15 protein-coding genes are annotated in these 20,462 nt (G+C 55.7%); 4 read left to right on the top strand and 11 right to left on the bottom strand.

The window, feature by feature from the left end:
* Nucleotides 1-19: 19 nt before the first annotated feature.
* The 3 genes from E4P00_RS04090 to E4P00_RS04080 are packed head-to-tail and all read right to left on the bottom strand — an operon-like array spanning nucleotide 20 to nucleotide 3,502.
* Nucleotides 20-1,843, bottom strand: a complete 1,824-nt coding sequence (locus E4P00_RS04090; protein ID WP_248130710.1) for a Gldg family protein — start codon at nucleotides 1,841-1,843, stop codon at nucleotides 20-22.
* Between the two features lie 4 nt (nucleotides 1,844-1,847).
* Nucleotides 1,848-2,582 (bottom strand): ABC transporter permease, encoded by a 735-nt coding sequence (locus E4P00_RS04085; RefSeq protein WP_198844846.1) that lies wholly within the window; start codon nucleotides 2,580-2,582, stop codon nucleotides 1,848-1,850.
* Nucleotides 2,579-3,502: an ABC transporter ATP-binding protein gene (locus E4P00_RS04080; protein WP_248130708.1), complete on the bottom strand. Its 924-nt coding sequence runs from the start codon at nucleotides 3,500-3,502 to the stop codon at nucleotides 2,579-2,581. Before E4P00_RS04080 ends, E4P00_RS04085 begins: the two co-directional genes overlap by 4 nt.
* A gap of 239 nt (nucleotides 3,503-3,741) precedes the next feature.
* Between E4P00_RS04080 and E4P00_RS04075 the strand changes: the two genes are divergently transcribed.
* The 3 genes from E4P00_RS04075 to E4P00_RS04065 all read left to right on the top strand — a co-directional run bounded on the left by E4P00_RS04075 (nucleotide 3,742) and on the right by E4P00_RS04065 (nucleotide 7,147).
* Nucleotides 3,742-4,497, top strand: coding sequence for a hypothetical protein (locus E4P00_RS04075; protein WP_248130706.1), 756 nt, complete (start codon nucleotides 3,742-3,744; stop codon nucleotides 4,495-4,497).
* A gap of 83 nt (nucleotides 4,498-4,580) precedes the next feature.
* Nucleotides 4,581-5,531, top strand: a complete 951-nt coding sequence (locus E4P00_RS04070) for a fimbrial protein (RefSeq protein WP_248130704.1) — start codon at nucleotides 4,581-4,583, stop codon at nucleotides 5,529-5,531.
* Nucleotides 5,532-5,935: 404 nt separating this feature from the next.
* Nucleotides 5,936-7,147, top strand: a complete 1,212-nt coding sequence (locus E4P00_RS04065; RefSeq protein ID WP_248130702.1) for a fimbrial protein — start codon at nucleotides 5,936-5,938, stop codon at nucleotides 7,145-7,147.
* Nucleotides 7,148-7,200: 53 nt separating this feature from the next.
* On the opposite strand, the gene E4P00_RS04060 is transcribed toward E4P00_RS04065, so the two are convergent.
* The 7 genes from E4P00_RS04060 to E4P00_RS04030 all read right to left on the bottom strand — a co-directional run bounded on the left by E4P00_RS04060 (nucleotide 7,201) and on the right by E4P00_RS04030 (nucleotide 17,987).
* Complete coding sequence (locus tag E4P00_RS04060) at nucleotides 7,201-8,352, bottom strand: fimbrial protein (protein WP_248130700.1); 1,152 nt, start codon at nucleotides 8,350-8,352, stop codon at nucleotides 7,201-7,203.
* Nucleotides 8,353-8,444: 92 nt separating this feature from the next.
* Nucleotides 8,445-11,462 carry a GLUG motif-containing protein gene (locus E4P00_RS04055; protein ID WP_248130698.1) on the bottom strand — a complete coding sequence of 1,006 codons (3,018 nt, stop codon included), beginning with the start codon at nucleotides 11,460-11,462 and terminating at the stop codon, nucleotides 8,445-8,447.
* A gap of 72 nt (nucleotides 11,463-11,534) precedes the next feature.
* Entirely contained in the window at nucleotides 11,535-13,211 is a 1,677-nt protein-coding gene (locus E4P00_RS04050; RefSeq protein WP_216091358.1) for a ShlB/FhaC/HecB family hemolysin secretion/activation protein, read from the bottom strand.
* Nucleotides 13,204-13,905, bottom strand: coding sequence for a fimbria/pilus periplasmic chaperone (locus E4P00_RS04045; RefSeq protein ID WP_216091357.1), 702 nt, complete (start codon nucleotides 13,903-13,905; stop codon nucleotides 13,204-13,206). The genes E4P00_RS04050 and E4P00_RS04045 overlap by 8 nt, the downstream gene beginning before the upstream one ends.
* On the bottom strand, nucleotides 13,902-16,394 hold the full coding sequence (locus tag E4P00_RS04040; RefSeq protein ID WP_282443171.1) for a fimbria/pilus outer membrane usher protein: 2,493 nt from the start codon (nucleotides 16,392-16,394) through the stop codon (nucleotides 13,902-13,904). The genes E4P00_RS04045 and E4P00_RS04040 overlap by 4 nt, the downstream gene beginning before the upstream one ends.
* A 260-nt stretch (nucleotides 16,395-16,654) precedes the next feature.
* The gene (locus E4P00_RS04035) at nucleotides 16,655-17,401 is read right to left on the bottom strand and encodes a fimbria/pilus periplasmic chaperone (protein WP_248130694.1); all 747 of its coding nucleotides are present in this window, start codon (nucleotides 17,399-17,401) and stop codon (nucleotides 16,655-16,657) included.
* Between the two features lie 25 nt (nucleotides 17,402-17,426).
* Nucleotides 17,427-17,987 (bottom strand): fimbrial protein, encoded by a 561-nt coding sequence (locus tag E4P00_RS04030; protein ID WP_198844856.1) that lies wholly within the window; start codon nucleotides 17,985-17,987, stop codon nucleotides 17,427-17,429.
* Between the two features lie 316 nt (nucleotides 17,988-18,303).
* On the opposite strand from E4P00_RS04030, the gene E4P00_RS04025 reads away from it, so the two are divergent.
* Entirely contained in the window at nucleotides 18,304-18,954 is a 651-nt protein-coding gene (locus E4P00_RS04025; RefSeq protein ID WP_248130692.1) for a response regulator transcription factor, read from the top strand.
* A gap of 132 nt (nucleotides 18,955-19,086) precedes the next feature.
* Here the strand turns inward: E4P00_RS04025 and E4P00_RS04020 are convergent, their stop codons facing one another.
* Entirely contained in the window at nucleotides 19,087-20,445 is a 1,359-nt protein-coding gene (locus tag E4P00_RS04020) for a lytic polysaccharide monooxygenase (RefSeq protein ID WP_248130690.1), read from the bottom strand.
* Nucleotides 20,446-20,462 lie beyond the last annotated feature (17 nt).

Here is a 20,462-nt window from a genome sequence, read left to right as displayed (position 1 = left end):
GAAAGCGCTATGAGCGCTCTCAGTGTTGCGCACGCCGACGCCATAAGAAGACTCCAAGTGCCGCCAGCGAAAGCAACAACGGAACTAAGATGATATTGATCAACTTTAAGCACATTCCGAGCCGCTCCACCTGTTGATCCAGCTGATGCGCTACCAAGCGCAGAGCCTTATCAACAGCCACTTTCTCAGTGGTAAATTGTTCTAGCGCGGCTTGCTGCTCAGCTGTCAGCGGCGTATCTCGTTCACGTCCCGCTGCCAATTCGGCCAAGCGCTTTTCGGCCACGTCCAGTTTGCCTTGCAGATCGACACTTATATCGCGAAAGCGCGCACGCGCGTGTTGTTGCAACTGCTCCAGCACAGTGAAGGTGCGGCTGTAGTGCCCGCGCGAGCGCAAGCTAATCAGCGCATCCGAGCCAGACAGGCTGTCGAGTGCATTGAGCACCAACACCGCATTATCAGCCCATGCTACGGTGAGCTGCCGACCCCCTTGCTGCTGCACATCCGCCCACAGGTTGTCGCTCAACAGATCCGTGTCCGCCACGACCACGACGTTTATGTTCTGTGACTCGGTAAGCGCTCCGGGCGAGTCGGTGAAGGCCGAGGACGCAGGCCCCTGCAAGCGCGCCGCGATCAGATAGCGCTCGCCTGTCGCCTTGAACGTCTTGGCCAACTCGTCGGGGTTTTCCAGATGATCCAAACGTGCCGTCTTGAAGGGCATGGCTTGCTTTGAACTGTGCAGAAGCGGCGTCAGCGTGGTCGTGGCGCCGGGCACGGTGCTCAAGATACCGGCGGTTGTCAGGTTGAGTTTGCCAATGCCAGCGGTGATCACGTCCTGTGCATTCATCGAAGTAGCCGGCAACCCCAGTGCGGTCGGTTGCCAGATCGGTTCGGCGCCTTGCGCCAGCGTCACAAATTGCCCGTATCGACCGTCGCCCACCACGCTGTCGGTCAGCAACTTGATGCCCCACGCCTTGAACAAAGGCCCGAGATCAGATGACTTGTCTTTACTGGGTATCCCAAAATAATGGTCGCCTGGATCCTGCTCGCTATAAGGATCGACGAACACCAGCAATCGCCCACCACGCAGTACAAACTGGTCGATGCTGCGCAGTGTCGCCTTTGGTAACCGCTTGGGGTGAACCAGCATCAGGACCTTGAGTTTGCTGTCGATAGTGTCTACATCGGGCGCCACTTCACGCACATCAAATGCGTTGTCGATCTCCTGCATGATCCGCCAAGGTTGCCGGGTTCGCCCTGACTGAACGTCGAAGCCACCCGCCAACGGCAACGAGGACATCAAGCCGATCACAGGCCGCTCAGCTTGAGCCAACGTTTGTAATGTGCGGCTGATGTCGTACTCAAGAAACGTTTGCTGTTCCAACGCAAAAAAACCGATGCTTGCGTGGCGCGCCTGGGCATCGACTATGGCCAAGCCGAAAAAGACCGCAGCCCCCGCCTTACCGATGGGCGCGGATTGCAGGCCAAGCTCCACTGCGCGGGCTTCGTCCACTGAGAAAGGCGTCGGATCAACGATGTGAACCCGTAACCGACCATTCGACACACGCTCATACTCACGCAGCAGCGCGTCAATACGCACCGCATAACTGCGCATAACCATCAGATCCCTGGCGGCCTGGCTGGAAAAATAGAAGTACAGGTCCGTAGGTTCCTTCAAGGCCTGAATAATCTGGCGCGAGCCCGGGCTGAGGGTATAAAGCTGCTGCTCGGTAAGGTCCACCCGCATCGACGCCAGACGGGGTGCCAAGTCAAAATTGACCGCCACGAAACCGACGACGATTAACGCCAAGCGCACACAGCTACGTATCACCAAGTTGAACGACATAGCCTCACACCGCCTTCTTCAGTTCAACCGCAATAACGGTAGCGGCGAGCCAGCCAACGATTTGGCTGAAAAAGTACAGCAGGTCCTGTGGGTCGACCACGCCTCGGCAAAGTCCCTCAAAATGCGTGAGCAAACTCAGCGAAGCCACGCCGTCCAGCCAAGGCAAGCTTGCCCAGCCACGCAAGGCATCCAACACCACCGCAAAGCCACAGGCCAGGAACGCCAGACACAATGCCATCGCGCCAAGGTAGGCAACCAACGGGTTCCTGGTCAGTGCCGACAGGCACCCACCGATTGCCAGGCAACTGCCCGCCAGTAGCCAACTGGCCAGATAACCGCAGAGGATAACGCCGTTATCCGGCGCCCCCAGGTAGTTGACCGTGATCACCAGCGGAAACGTCAACGCCAGCGCAATTGCACTGACCATCCAGGCCGCAAGAAACTTCGCGACAACTGCTTCGGCGGTGCCCACCGCCAGGCACATCAACAACTCGATCGAGCCCGTCTGCCGCTCGATGGACCACATGCGCATCGCCAAGGTCGGCAGCAGCAGCGCGTATAGCCATGGCAGGTAGTCGAAAAGCGGTGCCAGGTCAGCTTGGTTGCGCTGGTAAAAGTCACCCAGATAAAAGGTGCTGATGCCGCTGAGTATCAGCAACAACAAGGTGAACAAGTAGGCACTAGGCGTGATGAAGTAACTGCGCAGTTCGCGCTTGAACACCGGCCATAATGTCCTCATGCGCGTTGCTCCCGGGTCAGCAGCCGGAAAACTTCACCCAGCGAGCCGCGTTCGACCTCCTGGCGGGGCACATCCCAACCGCGGCTCACAATCAGCGAGTTGATAGCCGGTAATATCACCGCTCCAGTACGTGCCAACACCCGCAAGCTGTGGGGTTCAGGCCCCGCCTCGATCCCTGCGACGCCTGGCAGCAAGCCCAGCGTCATCACATCCAGAGGTCGCGTGGCATACAACGTCACTGCCTGGTGATAACGCGAGCGGCTTTCCAGCTCAAGCGGAGTGCTATCGGCCAGCAAACGACCTTTATCCATCACCAGCACCCGGCAGCACAACGCCGCAACCTCTTCCAGGATATGCGTGGAAATGATCACGATTTTGTCACGGGCCAAATCCTTGATCTGCTCACGTACCCGGTATTTCTGATTCGGATCGAGACCATCTGTGGGTTCATCGAGGATCAATATCTTGGGGTCATGCACAATCGCCTGTGCCAAGCCAACACGGCGCTGGAAGCCCTTGGAGAGGGTATCAATCGTCTGGCCGCGGACCTCCATCAACTCGAATTGCTCAAGCATGGCTGTGACCCGCGATTTCTTTTCGCGCCCGCGGTAGCCGCGCACTTCGGCAATAAAGCCCAAAAAATGGACGACTGACATTTCGTTATAGCAGGCGGCTGTTTCTGTAACGTAACCGATCAAGCGCTGAGCATGGCGCGGCTGGCGGCGGATATCAAAGCCACAGAGGTTGGCGGTACCCGAGGTGGGCGATATGAAACCGGTGAGCATACGTAAAGTGGTGGACTTGCCGGCCCCATTGGGGCCCAGCATTCCCAACACCTCTCCGCACCTTGCACTGAAAGACACATCGTCCACTGCAAGGGTTTTGCCGAACCGTTTGGTTAAATGGGCTATATCAATCATGACTATCGAATTACCTGCGCAAACGCGTTAAAGCGCTCGAGAGTGCACGCTTCATTTCGCGATGCACTTTAACCACAGGGTGAGAGCCCCGAAAGATCATGGGCGGTGAATCCGACCGGTCCTTGGCGCACGTCGAAACCTCTGCGAGCAAGCGCGACTTATCTGACAACAACATCAGAGTCAGCTGGCTATTCTGGTCTCGATTATCCATCCCTCTATCTGATATAGCTGGAATTCACATGCTATTGCGAACCCTCGAAATACCTGACGCACATGGACAACTTCTCAACGCAGTGGTGCTGTGTTGTTTTACCGCGCCTCCTGTCGAGCGGAGGTTTCTGGTTTATAGCCTCAATGAAAAAGCGAGTGATGAACTGGTCAAGATTTACCTGACATCGCTCGAAGGTGACAACCTCACACTGAGTATGTGCGACGCCCCATCCGAGACGCTTACAGCAGCCGCTCAAGTACTCAAGGATATTTTCCGCGATGCCTGCTCGCCCGATGCAAGGCAGACCGTCGAAACCTATAAACTGATAGATCTGACTGATACAGACATTTTATGCAGCGCTGCAAATACCCATTACAACTTGAAAATCAGTGACGCATGGCTCATGAGCCTGCTGCACTACGATCCGCAGGCACTCTCTAATACCCAGCCCTTACCACCGGAGCAAACCGTTATTTCGACGGAGCTTACGATACCTACCCAGAGTGATCCAACGGAAGGGTTGGTGAAAACCATTGATAAGCAGGTTACTTCAGATGATATTGAAGCGAGCCTTAAATCACTGATAGCCAGCGTGACCAACCACAAGCAAATATTGCTCGAAAAACATGTGCATATGGAAGAACTGAAACTGCAGTTGGAACAGCGAGAACAGTTATTGACGAGCCGAGAATCAACATTGATAGAGCGGGAGAAAAACTTAGCAGCCAGCATTCAACTACTGCAGGATACCGAAAATCAGCTTAATGGAATAATGAAGTTTTAAATCACCTCCCACCCTCTATAAAACCCAACATCACAATCTGAAAACCAACAATATTCATCCCAACAGACATTGACCACCACGCCATGAAAACCCGCTACTCAGCAATCAAAACATATACACTTCTTGTATTTTTATGGGCAGGTAGCGTATCTGCGGACTGCATCCACACACAGGGTTCGTCCGGAGACACATTTACAGCCACCCTACCTGCCTCACTTAATATTCCCAGAGACACCCCAATAGGTGCAACGATATTTGAAGCCTCATACACCACAGGACCGAAAAACAGCTTCGCTTGCACCGGGGGCATGCCCGTTGGAGCAATAAACAATCTAGGAATTACTTCATCGACTTCGGACACACACCCCATAGGTGACTCTGGGCTATCATTTATTATGTATTACCATAACATTCCCACCCTGGGAATTGGTAAAATACTTGACGACAAAAACTACACCGACAGCAACGTACCAATGCGTCTACGCTTTATTAAAACAGGTGACACACCGAGCGGCCACGTCATTCCAGCGGGCCTTATAGCGACCTACACTGCCGGAACGCTTCACATTGCAAAGTTCATGCTATCTAAAAGCACAACCATCACCGCACCTTCTTGCAAGACACGAGACATTAACGTCAAGATGGGACAATATAAGCTTGATGACTTCCCGACAGACGGCTCCCCCTCAAAAAAAACAGTGCCGTTCAGCATCAATATTTACAACTGCCCTACCGGCATAAACAAAGTCATGTATTCACTCGTTCCGATTTCATCTTCGCCCGCCTGGAACACAACCCAAGGTATCATCAAGCTCAACCAGAACTCGACCGCAAAGGGTATAGGCCTGCAAATCTTAGATGACAATCTGACGCCCCTTATTCTTGATCAAGCTAAGCCATTCAGCGAATACTCAGCAGGCGGAGATAACTTCACCATCCCTTTCAATGCACGCTACTTGAAAATACCCGATGGGCCCAGCATTTCCCCTGGTACGGCGAATACCGAAATGACGTTCGTCATGAGCTATCTTTAATAGTTAGCTTTCAGTCACTCGCTCATTCGTCACCACAATACAAACTACCGTGCATCAGGGAAACGTGAACCTAAACTCTGCCGCTCCGTTGGCTGAACCCACTTTCAATACCTCACCCCTATCCAACCGAACATACTGAGCATTCAATGGTAATCCTTCCCCACCCGGTCCGCTTCATTGCATAACTCAACCCATCGTAACGCGTGATCGTGGCGCCGGGCACCGTCCTCAGGATACCGGCGCCAAGGCCAGTGGCGATCTCCTGCATGATCCGCCCCGACTGCATGCCGCTCAATGGGCCAAACGCGTTAAAACACTTGAGAATGCACACTTCGTTTCGCAACGCACTTCAACCACAGGTGAGGCTCAGAAAGGTCATGGACGGCGAATCCGATTAATCCTGAGTGCTCGCCGAATTATCAGATGGCAAGTACGATTTATCTGATATCGGTATTAGAGTCGGTATACTAATCTCGATCATCAACCCTCAACCTGAGCTAGCCGGACTTCATATGTTATTGCCACCCTCAAAATACTCGACGCTCATGGACAACTTCTTCAACGCAGTGATGCTGTATCTTTTCACACTTATCACCCCCAAAAAATCTTCAAAGACTGAAGACGTAAAATCACGCACACAACTCTTTTGGACATCGCTAATAAAGGCCGACAACCTAGCAACTAAAAAATATACGCTTCTCTTATTTTTTTTTGCACAAAGCGTATCAGCAGACTGCTCCTACCGTTCAGGCGACCACGCAGACACGTTTGCAACCAGCATACCTCCTTCACTTAGCATTCCTCGAGACACCCCCATGAATGCAATCGTATTTGAGTCCTCTATATATACCAATAATAACTCAAACAAATTCACCTGCGCCACCGACGTCGCTTGGGGGGCAGTAAACCACTTAGGCACTAACTCAACCACCTCGTCCATCCATCCTATAAAAAATTCTGGATTATCAATTATCTTGATTTACGGTAACGACGAAGTGAAAGGCCACGGCTATCTAACACTTCCTCGCCAGGATTATCGGCTCGGCGATACAAAAATGCAGCTACGCATCATCAAAACAGGCGAACCCGTAAGTGGCTTTCTTATTCCTGCGGGCGAAATAGTAAGCTTATCAGCAGGAACACTTAAAGTTTCAACAATAAGACTATCCAATAGCAGCGTCGTAAACACCCCTTCTTGCAGCACAGCAGATATCAACGTCAAGATGGGACAATACAAGCTTGATGATTTCCCAAAAGACGGTTCCCCTTCGGATAAAATTATTCCATTCAGCATCAAAGTTGACAGCTGCCCGGGTGGTATAAACAAAGTCACTTATTCACTCGTCCCGACTTCATCTGCGCCCGCATTTAACGTAAATCAAGGCATCATCAATCTCAACCAACGCTCGACGGCAAAAGGTATCGGCTTACAAGTCATGGACAGCAACTTGAATCCGATCATTCTGAACAAAGCTAAAACCCTCGACAATTACTCGATCAACGGCGGAAGCTATACCATCCCTCTCAATGCGCGCTACTTGAAAATATCCAATGGCTCTGGCATTACCCCTGGCACAGCGAATAGCGAAATGACGTTCGTCATGAGCTATCTTTAGTTACTCTTCCCCATGACCCGCTCATTCGTCGTAATGATAAGAATAGCCGCTCATCAAGGAAACGTGAACGTAAACTCTGCCACTCCATTAGCGGCGCCAGCTTTCAATACCTCACCACTACCCACCCGAACATACTGAGCACTCAAGGGTATTTTCGCCCCCTCTCCGGCCCGCTTCATTGCATAACTAACCCCGTCGTAACGCACCGCTTGCCGGGTAAGTTCATTCGTCATGACAATCCCGAAACCCTGTGCACTGGCCGCGGTTGGCTCAAGCGTCAACACAGTCGGGTCCGCAGGCGGCCCGTACTTGTCATTGAAGGTAATCTCCGGCTTGGCATTGACCGCGCAATCGCTCAACTCGATGGCAAAGTGCGTTGGTCTGGAGGTCGAGCCAACCTGCGGGAACTCATTCAGGCTTATGCGCCCCAGTTTTACAGGTATCGTCTGATAGGTTTGCACATTGCAGGTATTGGGGACTTCGATCGGCCCACCGCCATCCCCCATGTTGATAATGGCCGGCCCCATCAACAAATAGGGTACGCGGCAGACGCCGCTGGGCCTGTTATCCAGGGGTATTTCCACGCTACTGCCAAAACCCACTTGGCCTTTGAGCAAATCTACAGCGTAGAGCGTGAGTTGAGAACTGCCAGCGACCCGGTCGACGATCAGTTTCCCGGCAGGTAACTGGCTGGGCGCAACTGTGAGGATCAACTGTTGCACATAGTTGGTTGTCAACGCTGAACCACGCGCTTGAGAGGCGGCGGAATCATATTGCACAGGCTCCTTTTCAACCGCGACGGGCAGCGGCGTTTGCAGCAGCGTTCGGCGTTGACCGTCCGACGACCCGACGCCTACTTTCAGACCGATACCGTCAATGTTAGTAGGGGCAACCCCATCCGACAGGGGTGTGCCCGGCCCCCAGTGGCCTGCTGAGACCAGTTCATGAGCAGTACCGGCAGGTCCGGTATACGCATAGTTGATATTGAGCCCCACCCCGCGCTCCCATAAAACCGAGCCTACCGGCGTGGTACTGGTTAGCGGAGTGACTTGAACCCAAGGCCTGCCCGTGCCATTGGTGAACGTGCAAAAGGTTGCCACGCTGTTGACGGCGGCCCTGGCCTCGATTGCAACCCACAACATCAGCAGGCAGGCTGCGCCCCGCGGGAGCATCAAGCACAACCGCCATACGTTGAATAAATTCATATCAATCGCCCTGTAGAAGCCAACAGACTGCATGGCCTAGTCAGCGCCCTGCAGTCTGTTGCTACTTCATAGAGAGGAAGAAAGGTTAACGATCAACGAAATGAGCCAAAATTGACGCCATACGACGGCACCAACGCTGCCTCTCCGTAAACCCCATTAAATGCCATATCGCCGGAATTTGACCCAACCAGTCCACCAAATACCTGGCGGTAGGTGGGTGCCATCGTAGTGATTTTGCCTGAGGCAACAGAATGGCGAACCGTGCCGAAATTCGCCCCGATCAGACCGCCCAACGTAGCGCCGACGCCACCACTGACCCCACCTGTCGCCGAGGAGTTGGTGATTTGACTTTGGTTCATGCCCACCAAGCCACCTACGCTGGCGCGTGGGCCACCTTGAACGGCGCCGCTGGCCTTGGCTGACTCAATGTAGCCGGAGAAATTGCCGCCCTGAGTGCCCACTAGGCCACCCACATGACTGCTCTCTCCACCAACAACCATACCACTGGCCTCGACCGATTGCAGTGCGCCATCATTCGCCCCTACCAGGCCGCCTACTTTGCTTGAAATAGCGCCACTAACATTGCCTCGGGCCACGGAGTGGCTGATGGCACCTTGGTAGTTATTCCCCACCAGACCGCCAACGCGAGCGTTGCTACCGCCCGTTACTGTTCCCAGTGCTTCAGCGGTATCGATACTACCGGCGGTGTTACTCCCCACTAACCCGCCGACGTTCGCGCCAAGGCGATCCAGAACATTACCGCCCGCTTTGACTTCTTTGAGGCGGCTGTTTTGGCTGATCCCAACCAGGCCACCGGTACCCGTTGCACCGTAACCTGTCACTTTGCTGGTCGACGTCGACTGGGTGATATCGCTGTAACTGTTATACCCCACCAGGCCGCCCACAGTCCCGGCGCCAGCGCCGCTTACCTCGCCAGACGAGGTGGTGCGCTCCAGCACACCGTTAACGTTGAACCCAACCAAGCCACCGACATTGACACCCGCTCCAGTGCTGATGGTCGATCCTGTACTGCTGGAGTCAATGATATAGCCGCCCTGATTGATACCCGCCAGCCCACCTATACCGCCAGTGGTATCGCGCTGCATTCCGCCACCCACCCAGGCGTTGGAAACTACATGGTCCAGCGTTGCCAGCCCGACGGTGGTAGTAATATTTTCGCCGACTATACCGCCGACAGCATGCGTGTAGGTGTTACCGGTCACACGCCCACCGGAAACAGCGTTCTTGATGGTACCGCCTAAGTTTTGCCCTACCAGCCCACCAACACTGTTCTCACCACTGGTGCCCGCTAATACCGTGACCTTGCTGGTAGTCACGTTAGTCAATGAGCCAACATTCAGACCGACCAAGCCACCGATTGCAGCGAAGCCATATGCTTGCGGCCCGCCATTGTTAATCGTGGCGCTGTCCAGCGTCAGGTTGCTGATCGCGCCTGAGGAAATCGCGAATAGCCCGCTGTGGCTGCCAGTGCTTGAGATCCACAAGTTAGTCACCGTGTTACCCAACCCGTCAAAAATCCCGTTGAACCCGGCACCGTCACCAATCGCCTTGAAACGCCCCGCACGGCCATTGATGCTGTTACCCAGCACGTAGTATCCGTTGAGGTTGGCGTTGATGTTCTGCAGCTGCGCCAGGTTCTGGATAACCGTGTATTGGTTGCCGTTCGAGGTGTAAGCCGCCCCTGCGCCGGACAAGGTCAGTTGCCCGCCATTGCCCAATATCGATTTGCCAACATGGTTGAGAGTGAGGCCGCTGGAGAGCCCGGTCAGCCCAACTTTGCTATTGAGATTGATATCGCCACCGGCGTTGACCATAAGACGTGAGCCAATGCCACTTGCCGTCACGTTACCGTCGAAGTTGACGTTGCCGGCCGAGCTCAAGGTCAGGCCATTGGCACTGTTCCAGGTGACTGGCCCGGCCAGGTTCAGATCGCCTTCGGTACTGGCCAGCTCGATGTTGGTACTGGCCAGATTGCGCGACAGGGTGTCGGCGTAGGCCGTCTCGCCTGCTGATGCGGCAGTCGGCTGAATCTGGACATTTTTGGCGCTGACTTTGAACGTGCCGGTCTGGCCGTTACTGGCCAATGTGTTGAGCTGAGTGCCCAACTGCGTTTCGACCTTGGCGCCCTTGGCCTCGATCACACCACCACTACCGTAGGTATTCTGGGCGTGAGCCTGCAACGACCCACCGACCTTTACCGTGCCCACATCACCACCGTCCAGCGTGATGCGGCCGGCTTTGCCGTTCAAGGTTTTGGCTTCGATGGCGCCTTGGTTATTCACCACTGCATGCAACATCGCACTGGCGCTTTTACCGGTCATCAGCACCTGGCCACCGTCGGCCTTGAGCAAGCCGCCGTTTTGCGCCAGAGCATTGATCGAGTCGCCGTTGACCTGGAGGTTGAGCAATTGGTTACCGTCGAAATTGACCGTAAAATCATTCCCCGCACCCAACGCAACGTGGCCCATCTGGGCCTGGATAACGCCATCGTTGCGCACCTGGTTACCAAGTAAAGCGATGCTACCGCCCTGTGCAGCATTGATCGTGCCGTTGTTGATAATCTCGGCATTGGAGTTGCCGCTGAAGGTGTACTTGCCCGCCAGGAAGTCTGCGTCCTTGATGTCCTTGGTGCTAGCAATCAGGCTGCCGACGTTGATCTGCGCACCTTGACCGACCACGATCCCGTTAGGGTTGACCAGGAACACACGCCCATTGGCGTCCATCTGGCCCTTGATGCTACTGGCGTTGGTGCCGATCACTCGGTTGAGCGCAACGGAAGTGGCGCTCGGTTGGTTGAACACCACCTTTTGCCCCACGGGAACGCTGAAGTCCGCCCAATTGGTGATCAACTTATCGCTGTGCTGGTTGATCGACATTTGCGAGTTGGTTTCGTACCCCAAAATATCGGCCTTGCCGGAGACCACCGTACCGCCTAGCGGCAAGGCAAACGCCGGTGAAGCGCCCAACAATGCCAATGCGCCGATGGCCGAACATTTGGCGCCGGTCTTGCAATGCCGGCGAGCCCCTTCGTGAGCAACCTTCCAGCAGTTCATCGCGTGGTTCCAGACCAGTGAGTAAACCTTGTTCACATGAATTTCCTCTTCCTTAATGACGCCTTGCATAGCGTTGCAAGGCGGTACTGCTTCCAGGCACAAATGTGCTTAGAAATACTGAATGGCGCTGAACCACACGCGCGGATCCTGATGCGGTGCGTCGTTCTGCTCAGTCCCGTGGATGGGCCATGCTGCGGTGACGCTGAGCTGTTGCCCGGCGCCGCGCCAACTGGCGCTAACCCCTGCGGCCGTTAGTGATCGCTGATTGCTTTGCGCGGTCCAGGGCCGCTTGCTGACCGTGATGACGCCCCGGTCAGCGAAGCCGCTCAATTGCACGCCCGGCGCGGCCAGGTAGCGCAGCTCGGTACTGGCCTGCCAGCCCTGGTCACCACTGCCGGCACCCAACGCGTAGGCACGAACACCATTGGGGCCACCAAGGCCAAACTTCTCGGAGCTGTCGAGGTTGTTACCCGCCCACTGCGCATTCAATTGGCTGTACAGCTGCCAGCGCGGGCTCAGGTACTGCAAGCGGCCGAGGCTCAGATTGGCGCGTGTGAAATGTCCCGCGGCGCCGGCGCTGAGCCTATCCATGGTGCGGTCGATGGCTTCGCCGATACCCAGGCGCCCCGCGCTGTAGCTGAGCGAGACAAAACTTTGCCCACCGCCCAGCCAGCGGTCCTGGCCACTGGCGTTGATGCCCAGGGTCCACAGCTCCACATGCTTGGGGCTGCGCAGGTCGAACAGGTCGATATCGTCTTGCAGTTGCTTGTCGTCGAACTGCAATTGCGCGCTGAGGTTGAAAGTGCGGCTGCGAATCAAGGGTTGCAAAGCGAAGAGGCTGCGCACGGTGGCTTGGCCTTTTGCCTCCAGCACTTCTACATCCTTGCCCAGTTGGTAGCTCATACGCGAATAGGAAGTGCCAAGGGTGGTCGACCATGGGCCCACGGGCAGGCTGTAGCCGAAGCGGTAGTAACGCTGGTGCTGATCGCTTTGCAGCAGGCGCATGTTAAGGGCATCACCCAGGCGTAGCGGGTTGTTCAAGACCAGGCTGGCGCCAAGGCGATATTCGCCGGTGTAGCGGTCGCCGTAGTTGTCGGCTTCCAGGGTGCCGGCGTACCAGGGGCCAGGCTCGGCATCGACCACCAGGTCGGTGCTGCCGGGCAGTGATCCGGGGCGCAAGGTGCCTTTTACTGCCACGCCTGGAAGATCGCTGAGCAACAACAGGCTTTGCTCCAGGTCTGCGTCGTAGACCGCCTCACCCGGACGCAATGCCGACAACGGTTGCTGCAACACAGCATCGATCACGCGGGAGCGATTGTTCAACTCGATGCGGCCGTAATGTCCCTCCAGCACCTGGATACGCACGATGCCTTGATCAATGTCCTGGGCGGGCAAAAAAGCCCGCGCCAGTGCATACCCGTGAGCCTGGTAATACTGTGTGATGCGTTGTGCAGCGGCGCGTAGCCCGGCGAGGTCCAATGACTGGCCCGGCAAGTCGGCCAGCAGTTCAAGCAGTTGCTCGCGATTGAAGGCCTGGTTGCCGTCGATCACAAAACCTTTCACTTGCAACTGCATACCGCCGCCAGGCGTTGCCTGAGACGGTGCTGAAGGCTGGGGCATGTCAACCTGCACCGGCGCAGAAGGCAGGGGTGCCGGTGCCAGGGATTCGATGTCACGCATCACCTGGCCCGCACTGGGCACTTGTGCCCACGCCGAGGGCACGCCAGAGAGCGCCAGCGCGACACCGACGGCGAGCAAAGGCCTCGTCGCGAAACCGTTAATCATGGTGAACCGGCGCCCGTGCATCGATCATTTCTCCCCTGTCTGCAACAAATTGGTAATGGATAAAAGTGGGTGTCGCCGACGCCCCTGTAAGGGGGAAATCCGCGCAGGTAAATGGCGCAATCGTGGCGCTGCGCTGAATCTCGTCAGCGGCTCCCGGCTCCAGTCGCTGCGCAGTGAGCGAGACAAAAAACGGTGCCTTATTGCAGGCCTCAAGGGCCTTGCGGTGTGCACGCCAAGTCAACTGTCGGCCCGCCTCTTCCGCGCTCCCCGCCAGCCCCGCCGGCCTGAACAGCAGCTTCATGCGCAACCGATACGAAAGCCGCAGCAGATGTGTACTGCGTGGCGGCAGCGGTGGCACTTCAAGGAAGTTCAGCCAAAACAGCGACTCGCGGTCGGTGGGCAGCGCTTCGCCGGTGTAGCGGACTTCAAGCGCACTGCGCTGCCCAGGGTCCAAGCGCAACAACGGACGGCTGACCACGAACGGCACGGACAGGCCTGAGGGGTCTTGATTGATCTGGCCCCGGTCCAACCAGCTCTGGGCCAGGATCGGCGCTTCGCCGCCATTACTGATTCGTACCGTCAGCGCACGTGCATCGGCTGCGTAGACGAAGCGAGTTCCCGTCACCGTCAACGCTGCCTGGCTGCTACTGGCATGCGCGCAAATCAGCAGGCACACGGCATAAAGCGACCTCACAACACGCGCTCCTTGCCTGCAGGCCGGGCGTCTATGTCGTGACACACCAGATTGAGCAGCTCGAACGCGCTGCCTTCACGGGCGTGGCGCTCGGGCAGTGCATAATCCACTTGGCATTGCTGGTCGGCATCGCTGCCCCACTCCACGCGAATCGAGCCTCGCTCTTTTTCGCTGCGCACTACCAGACGGCTGCCCTGCCCCACTGCACCAATGACTTGGCCGCTCTGCACATCAATGGCGGAGGCAGCGAACGGCAAGCGCTGGCCATTGCTGCGTCGGCTGTCGATCAAGAACGGGCGGGATTTACGTGTCGGGAAATCGAGCATCACCACGGCGCCGGCACGGGGGGCGACACTGCGTGAACTGACCTGTAGCTCTACGTCATTGGGTACGCCTTGCGGGTCGACATCAACCTGGTTGAGTTGATAAGGGCTCAGGCTAGAGATGATCGCGTAGCCATCTTTACCAACGCTCGACCCTGCGTAACCGACTCTTGCGCCTTCAGCGTCAAGCGCCTTGACAACACCTACCGTTTCGCCAAGGGTTTGCGCAAGCGTCATGCCGCCCGGGTGCAGGACTACGGCGCCCGATGCACTGAGTGACTGCTGGTGATAATCCGCCCCCTGGGAAAGGCTTGCACCGAACGCACCTTGAGGCAGGCGGTAGTTGACGCTGGCATTGCTGGAGGCGCCGCGCTGCCGGTCGGCATGGGCGACCGAAACGGCATAGGACGCATCGCCGCGCTCACTGAAGGCGCCGGAGATACCGGTAGACATCTGCCGGCCTGAGCGACGGTCATGGCTGGCATAACTGTTGATCACCGCACCGCCATGCCCATCGCGGCCCAAGGGAATCGACAGCGTGAAGGTGAGCTGCGTGTCGTCCTGATCCCTTGCATATCGCAGCCCACCTGGCGATGCGCTATGGCTACGCTGGGCCGCGATCGAGTAGAAATTACCGCGCCACTGATTGCTGTAGCCCATGGAGAAACTGAGGGTCCGACCCGCTTGCTGCCAGTACTCGCTTGAGGAAGTGTTGAGATATACGTTGCCTCCATCGGTGCCCAGCCCCTGGCTGATATTGGCGTCGAACCGAGCGCGTACGCGGGCGAAGTCGGTGGCGCGCCCGGACTCGTTGCGCATCCGATCCTGAAGCGCTACCGCATCGTGAAGCCCCAAGTACCCGGACGTTGAATAGCGATAGGCGAGTAACGAGAAATTCGTACGGCTATTGGGCAGGTTCTTGCTGTACGACAGGCGCAAACTGGAACCCTGCTGGGTCTGCCCTGCGGGGAGTTCGGTGCTGGCTGCAGTGAGGTCGGCGGCGAAACCGCCGAACCGTGTATTAAGCGCCATGCCTGCCAGGCCGGATACATAGCCGGGGGTCAGTGCGGTGCCGCCATAACCGGTCAGGTTGTTGTCCAGGCCGCGTTGCAGGGTGCCTTGCAAGACAACTGGCGGTCGGCCGTGCAAGCCGGGATCTACCAATTGACCGGCCACCAGGCTGTATCGCGTAGAGCCCGGGCGGAGTAACTGCACGGTTGTGGCAAATGGCACGACGAACCCATGTTCGCGACCATCGGCCTCAGTGACTGTTACCCGCAGGTCGCCACCAAAACTCGCTGCTTGCAGGTCGGCGATCTCGAAGGAGCCCGGCGCTACGGTTGTTTCATAGACCAGGTACCCACGCTGATAGATCGACACCTTGGCATTGGAGGTCGCGGTGCCACGTACCACCGGGGCGTAGTAGCGCTGCGTATCAGGCAACATGCGGTCGTCGCTTTCGAGTTGGACACCACGAAACGACACGGCATCGAACAACTCACCACTGGTAGTGCTCTCGCCGACCAGTAACTGCGACTTCCAGTCCGTGAGGTCGACCTGGCCATAGGCGTAACCGCGCTGGTAACGCCCACCCAATGTGGGCGACCAGGTCAGGCTGGCGTTATGCCGCAGCCTGACACCGCCCAGGTTCAGGCCCATGTTCAACCCTGAATAGGCATGCGTGTCGCGGCGCCCTTGGCTCTGAACGCTGAACAGGTTGGCGTCGTAGTTCAGCAAACCCGCTGTTACGCCACTGTCCCAACTGGACGGGTCGACATAGGTGCTTGTGGCGGACCGTTGCAGGTAGTACTGCGCAACGGTGATGTGCAGTTTCTGTTCGGGCAGGTCAACACGGATGGCAGCGCCCGGCACGAAACGCTCAAGCTTGTCGCAGGTCGGTCCTTGCGGGAGGACCGCGCTCTGTTGATCACTGCCACGCCCTCTGCGACTACGCTTAAGGTCTATGCCAAGACGCGTGAGTAGTTCGCCGCTATAGCACGGTTGTGCATCCGCCAGCCCAGCGACCGCCCGCAGCTCAATCTGCTGGGTCACACGCCACTGACCATTGACCAGGATATCCAAGCGATAGGTCCCCGGAACATTGCGGTCCGGCTGTTCAAAACGGGTGGTATCAATGGCCATGCCGGACGCTCCTTGCATTAACATCTGTGAATCGAAAATGATCGGTTCATCAAGCTGGCTGGGCGTGACAGGCGTTGCCGTTGGCACATCCTGAGCCCATGCCTGAAGTTGCCCTCCCAACAGGACGGCAATGAATAAAAACAGTGTCCAAGGACGACTTTCATTCGCCCATGGCATAGCCAGACCACCGAATGCTCTCGGTCGAAATCGAACAGGTAAAAACATAGTCAGTCCCATGCCACGGCTGTGTGCCGGAACCGGAAAGAAGCGCGAGGCCTGCGACGTTATTCGCCTAAGGGCTGCTCATACATCCGCCTTGCGCCATAGTCATTGATGGCTTCGTAACGCACTTTTAGCCGAGCAGCGTGGCGGTTAAGGCGGGTTGAGGTTGTGAGCACTGTCTTGCCGAACGGGGCAACCATTCCGGTTTTGACGGGAAACGCCTGGCCATCGTGGTCGACTTCGATATGGCCGAAGGACACGTAATACGGCGTCGGATTCGCCACCTCGAGGTTCGTCGCCCCCGTGCTTTTGGGCGCCGCCACAAGCGTCCATTTGAGCTGCTCGGGAGCAGCGTCTACGCCCAATGCAAGCGCAGTCGGACGGTAAAGCAGCTTGAGTCGCGTCCTGAAGGCAAACTGCAACACCGCATCATCCGACGCCCTGCGTGGCGGGTTTTCCAGCACATTGAGCCAGAACAGCGATTCGCGGTCGGCGACAGCGATGGATTGAGTACGACTGATCCTCAACACCGCTCCACCACTGGGGTCAATCCGGCTGACCGCAGGCGCGACAACAAAGGGAACCTGAACATCCTCAGGGGCCATTTCTGCATGCCCATCATCCACCCAGCTTTGCACCAGTACCGGCTCACTACTGGAATTCTCCAACCTGACCGTCACATCATCCACATTGGCGGGGAAAATCACTCGAGTGCCTTGCACCACAATGGCTGCCTGGGACGCCTGCACAAACAGCCCAAGGAACACAGCGCCGAAGGCGAGAGAAAACGTACGCGTTATCGGCGCCATGAACCACCTCCTGCATCGTCAGCGATTATTGATAGGCCAGCGTGTAGCGCACGAACGAAATGCCAGAACCCGGAGTGACAGCAGGCGCGGTCGATACGTAAGACGCCTTGTAGGACAAGGTCGCAGTATTGCCTTTGACCACTGCCACCTGGGGCGTTGTTTCCCTTTGGCCCAGCTGGATTTTCTTGCCATTGGCCGTATCGTTGAATACTTGAATCTGCACGCCTGTTGCCGGCGCACTGCCAATCAACTTGAGATTACCGGTGACCGAATCGATGTTCTCAACTTGATCGAAATCGATCGAAACCTTGGCGTCGTTTGTGCATTGCGCACCCGACAATTGCAGTTTGAACGGCACAAACGGCGATGCGTTGCCAATCGCGGCAAATGTTCCTGGTGCGATCCGACCAAGCTCTACATTGGTCACGTTACCCTCGCCTGGCGCCTGGCCATTAATGTCACAGGTCACATCTGTGATGCTTCCCGAAAAGTTCACAACTCCATCCGCCGCGTAGGAAAGAGAAGGCGCAACTAATGCACAAAGAAAACTGGATGCAACCAGACGTCTCAATGAAACATTTTTCATATCATATCCTTATTAATTTAAGTTCGCGATCACGCAACTAGCAGGTGCAACCCACAATGGTGCAACCACCTCGCCACATACCTACCGACATCAATATCGGAAGGCCAGAACAAAGATACAGGATGCACATGCGATTTTTTTATAGATTATTCGCACAAGGACTAAGGACATTTCGCCTTGACGAAAGTTTTTCACCAGCACTTTCAAAACCGTATTTAACTTAGTAGTGCCTTCATCGCATAAGGCCGGCATTATTTGCGATGGGCTTGGCCCTGTGTAAGCAGCAGGCAACGTTACCCGGAAAGGGATTTTACGGATGAGCACCATTGTAATCGCCGACAACCATGCCTTGATGCGTTATTCGATCAAGAGGCTACTGGAACAAAACGGCCACACCGTCGTCGCCGAAACAGAGAATGGGCAGGAAACCCTACACATGGTAAACATGCTCGAGCCACACCTGCTAATAATGGAACTGGACCTGCCAGAAATACACGGATTGGACGTCATTTCGGTACTGACCTTGGGTAAATGCTCAAGCAAAATACTCGCACTCACTGCCTTTGACGCCGAGAATTATTTAATTCGTTGTTTAAAAGCCGGCGCCTCCGGATTCATCTCAAAAACTGCTGAGGTGAGTGAAATACAATTTGCTATAAGGGCACTGCTAAGAGGCAAGAATTACTTCCCCAACGTCACTCTAAAAATGGCAAAAGCCATCAAGCGCACGTACTCGTCTCGTGAACAGAAGCCAATAAAATTAACGAGACGCGAAACCGATATATTAAAGCTTTTAGCGAACGGCCATAACAACCAGGAAATCGCCAAGCTGTTAACGATCAGCCATAAAACTGCGAGCGCCTATAAACTCCGTTTGCTATATAAATTCAATACCTCACATTTGCTCGGCATGATTGACGCTGCGCGTCGAGAAGGGCATATAACCGAAGGGAACGCGGCCTTATGACTACGGACGCGCCCTGCACGCCTTGCTGACTAAGGGGCGTAGCAGGTGTCGAATAGACTCTTGATCAGTAATGGTATTGTAAGCCGGAACCTAAAAAGGTTCCGGCTCACACACTTTATTTGACAAACTCAGTTAAACCAGCAACCAAAGAATATTTACTGTCTCTGCAGGCGTCCAACCCGCGTTAGAGATATGTGCCTGGAAACACGCGTACTTAACCCCCTGATAGATGACTTTATCGCCCACCTTGTAGGACTCACCTAATTTCCACTCCGGGGTCTCGCCCCCTTCGCCGGTAGAGGTAGTGACACTTAGCACGTTGCTAGGCACCGACAGTTGCCCCTGAGTATCCTCGGCGGCCACAAAAAAACGATACATTGTTGCGGGAGTCAGGCCGCTGTCGGTAAAGCTGGTTTGTGAAGCGGGGATCGTCGTAACCTGCTCCCCATCGCGATAAAAATTATAGTGCTTCAGCGGATAGCCGCCTGTGGATGCTCCCCACATCAATGACACCGTATTTGCGGTGGTATTCATCGAGTGCAGGTTGACCGGTGCCGTTGGAGAGGCCGTACCACCGCCTTCAGCTTGAGTTCTAACCTGAATCGCCGTACTCGGAAGTGACTGGTTGCCTCTGTCATCAATAGCGGTCACAAAATAGCTATAGCTGGTCCCCGGTAATACGCTGTTATCAGTCCAGCTCAGCAACGGAACGTAGACATCAACGGTGGTGGAGCCATCACGGGTAATGCGGTAGGACGCGATAGTAGAAGAGCCGGTTGAAGCGTTCCAGGTTAACCGAACCTGCTTATCGGTTATGTCACTGGCTTTTAGGCCGGTTGGCGTGGTTGGCCGCCCACCGCCGCCCTCCCGCTCTACAAAATCAAGATCCACCACCTGATAGAACGCCGCTGCGGTATCTGCAACTTCCCAAATTGCCAGCAAAACGTGATACCCCTCACGGATCGGCAGTGGCATTTGATGAACAGTAGGTGAAGGTGGTTTCATCGCATCGCCATGAGACCAGTAAGGTTTCAGATTAATCTGGACAGTATAAAAAGGCTCCGCTTCAAACTGATCGCGGGACAGCACTTGGCTCGGGTCCCAAGCCTCTTTAGTGATGAAGTAGTTCCAGCGGCGGGTTACATGGTTAGCTGTAAAGTGCCACGAAATATCCAGCATCTCGCCACCGCGTACCTCATGCTTTTGCCAGTGGCTACCGGGTTGATCGAGGAACAGTCCGGTTGCCTGATTGGCACTGGCAATTTTTCCATCCGGCGGCGGCGGCGAGTTCGCCACATCTTCAGGGGCATACACGTCCAGCAACCCTCCAGCGACAGCGGGGAAAAACTTGCCCGATTCACGCTGGTTGAGTGCCCCCTCATCCAAGTCACCTGCCTGCCAAGCAAAGTAAGCACGAGAGGCGGGAGAAAAAATATGACCGTGACGTGGAACTATGCTCTTGCTGATAGGATTCGCTATATGTTTAGACATGATGAATCTCCATTTCT

The sequence above is a fragment of the Pseudomonas sp. B329 genome (genome assembly GCF_023127835.1).
GTDB classification, from domain to species: Bacteria; Pseudomonadota; Gammaproteobacteria; order Pseudomonadales; family Pseudomonadaceae; genus Aquipseudomonas; species Aquipseudomonas synxantha_A.
This window is presented reverse-complemented; position numbering and strand designations above follow the sequence as displayed.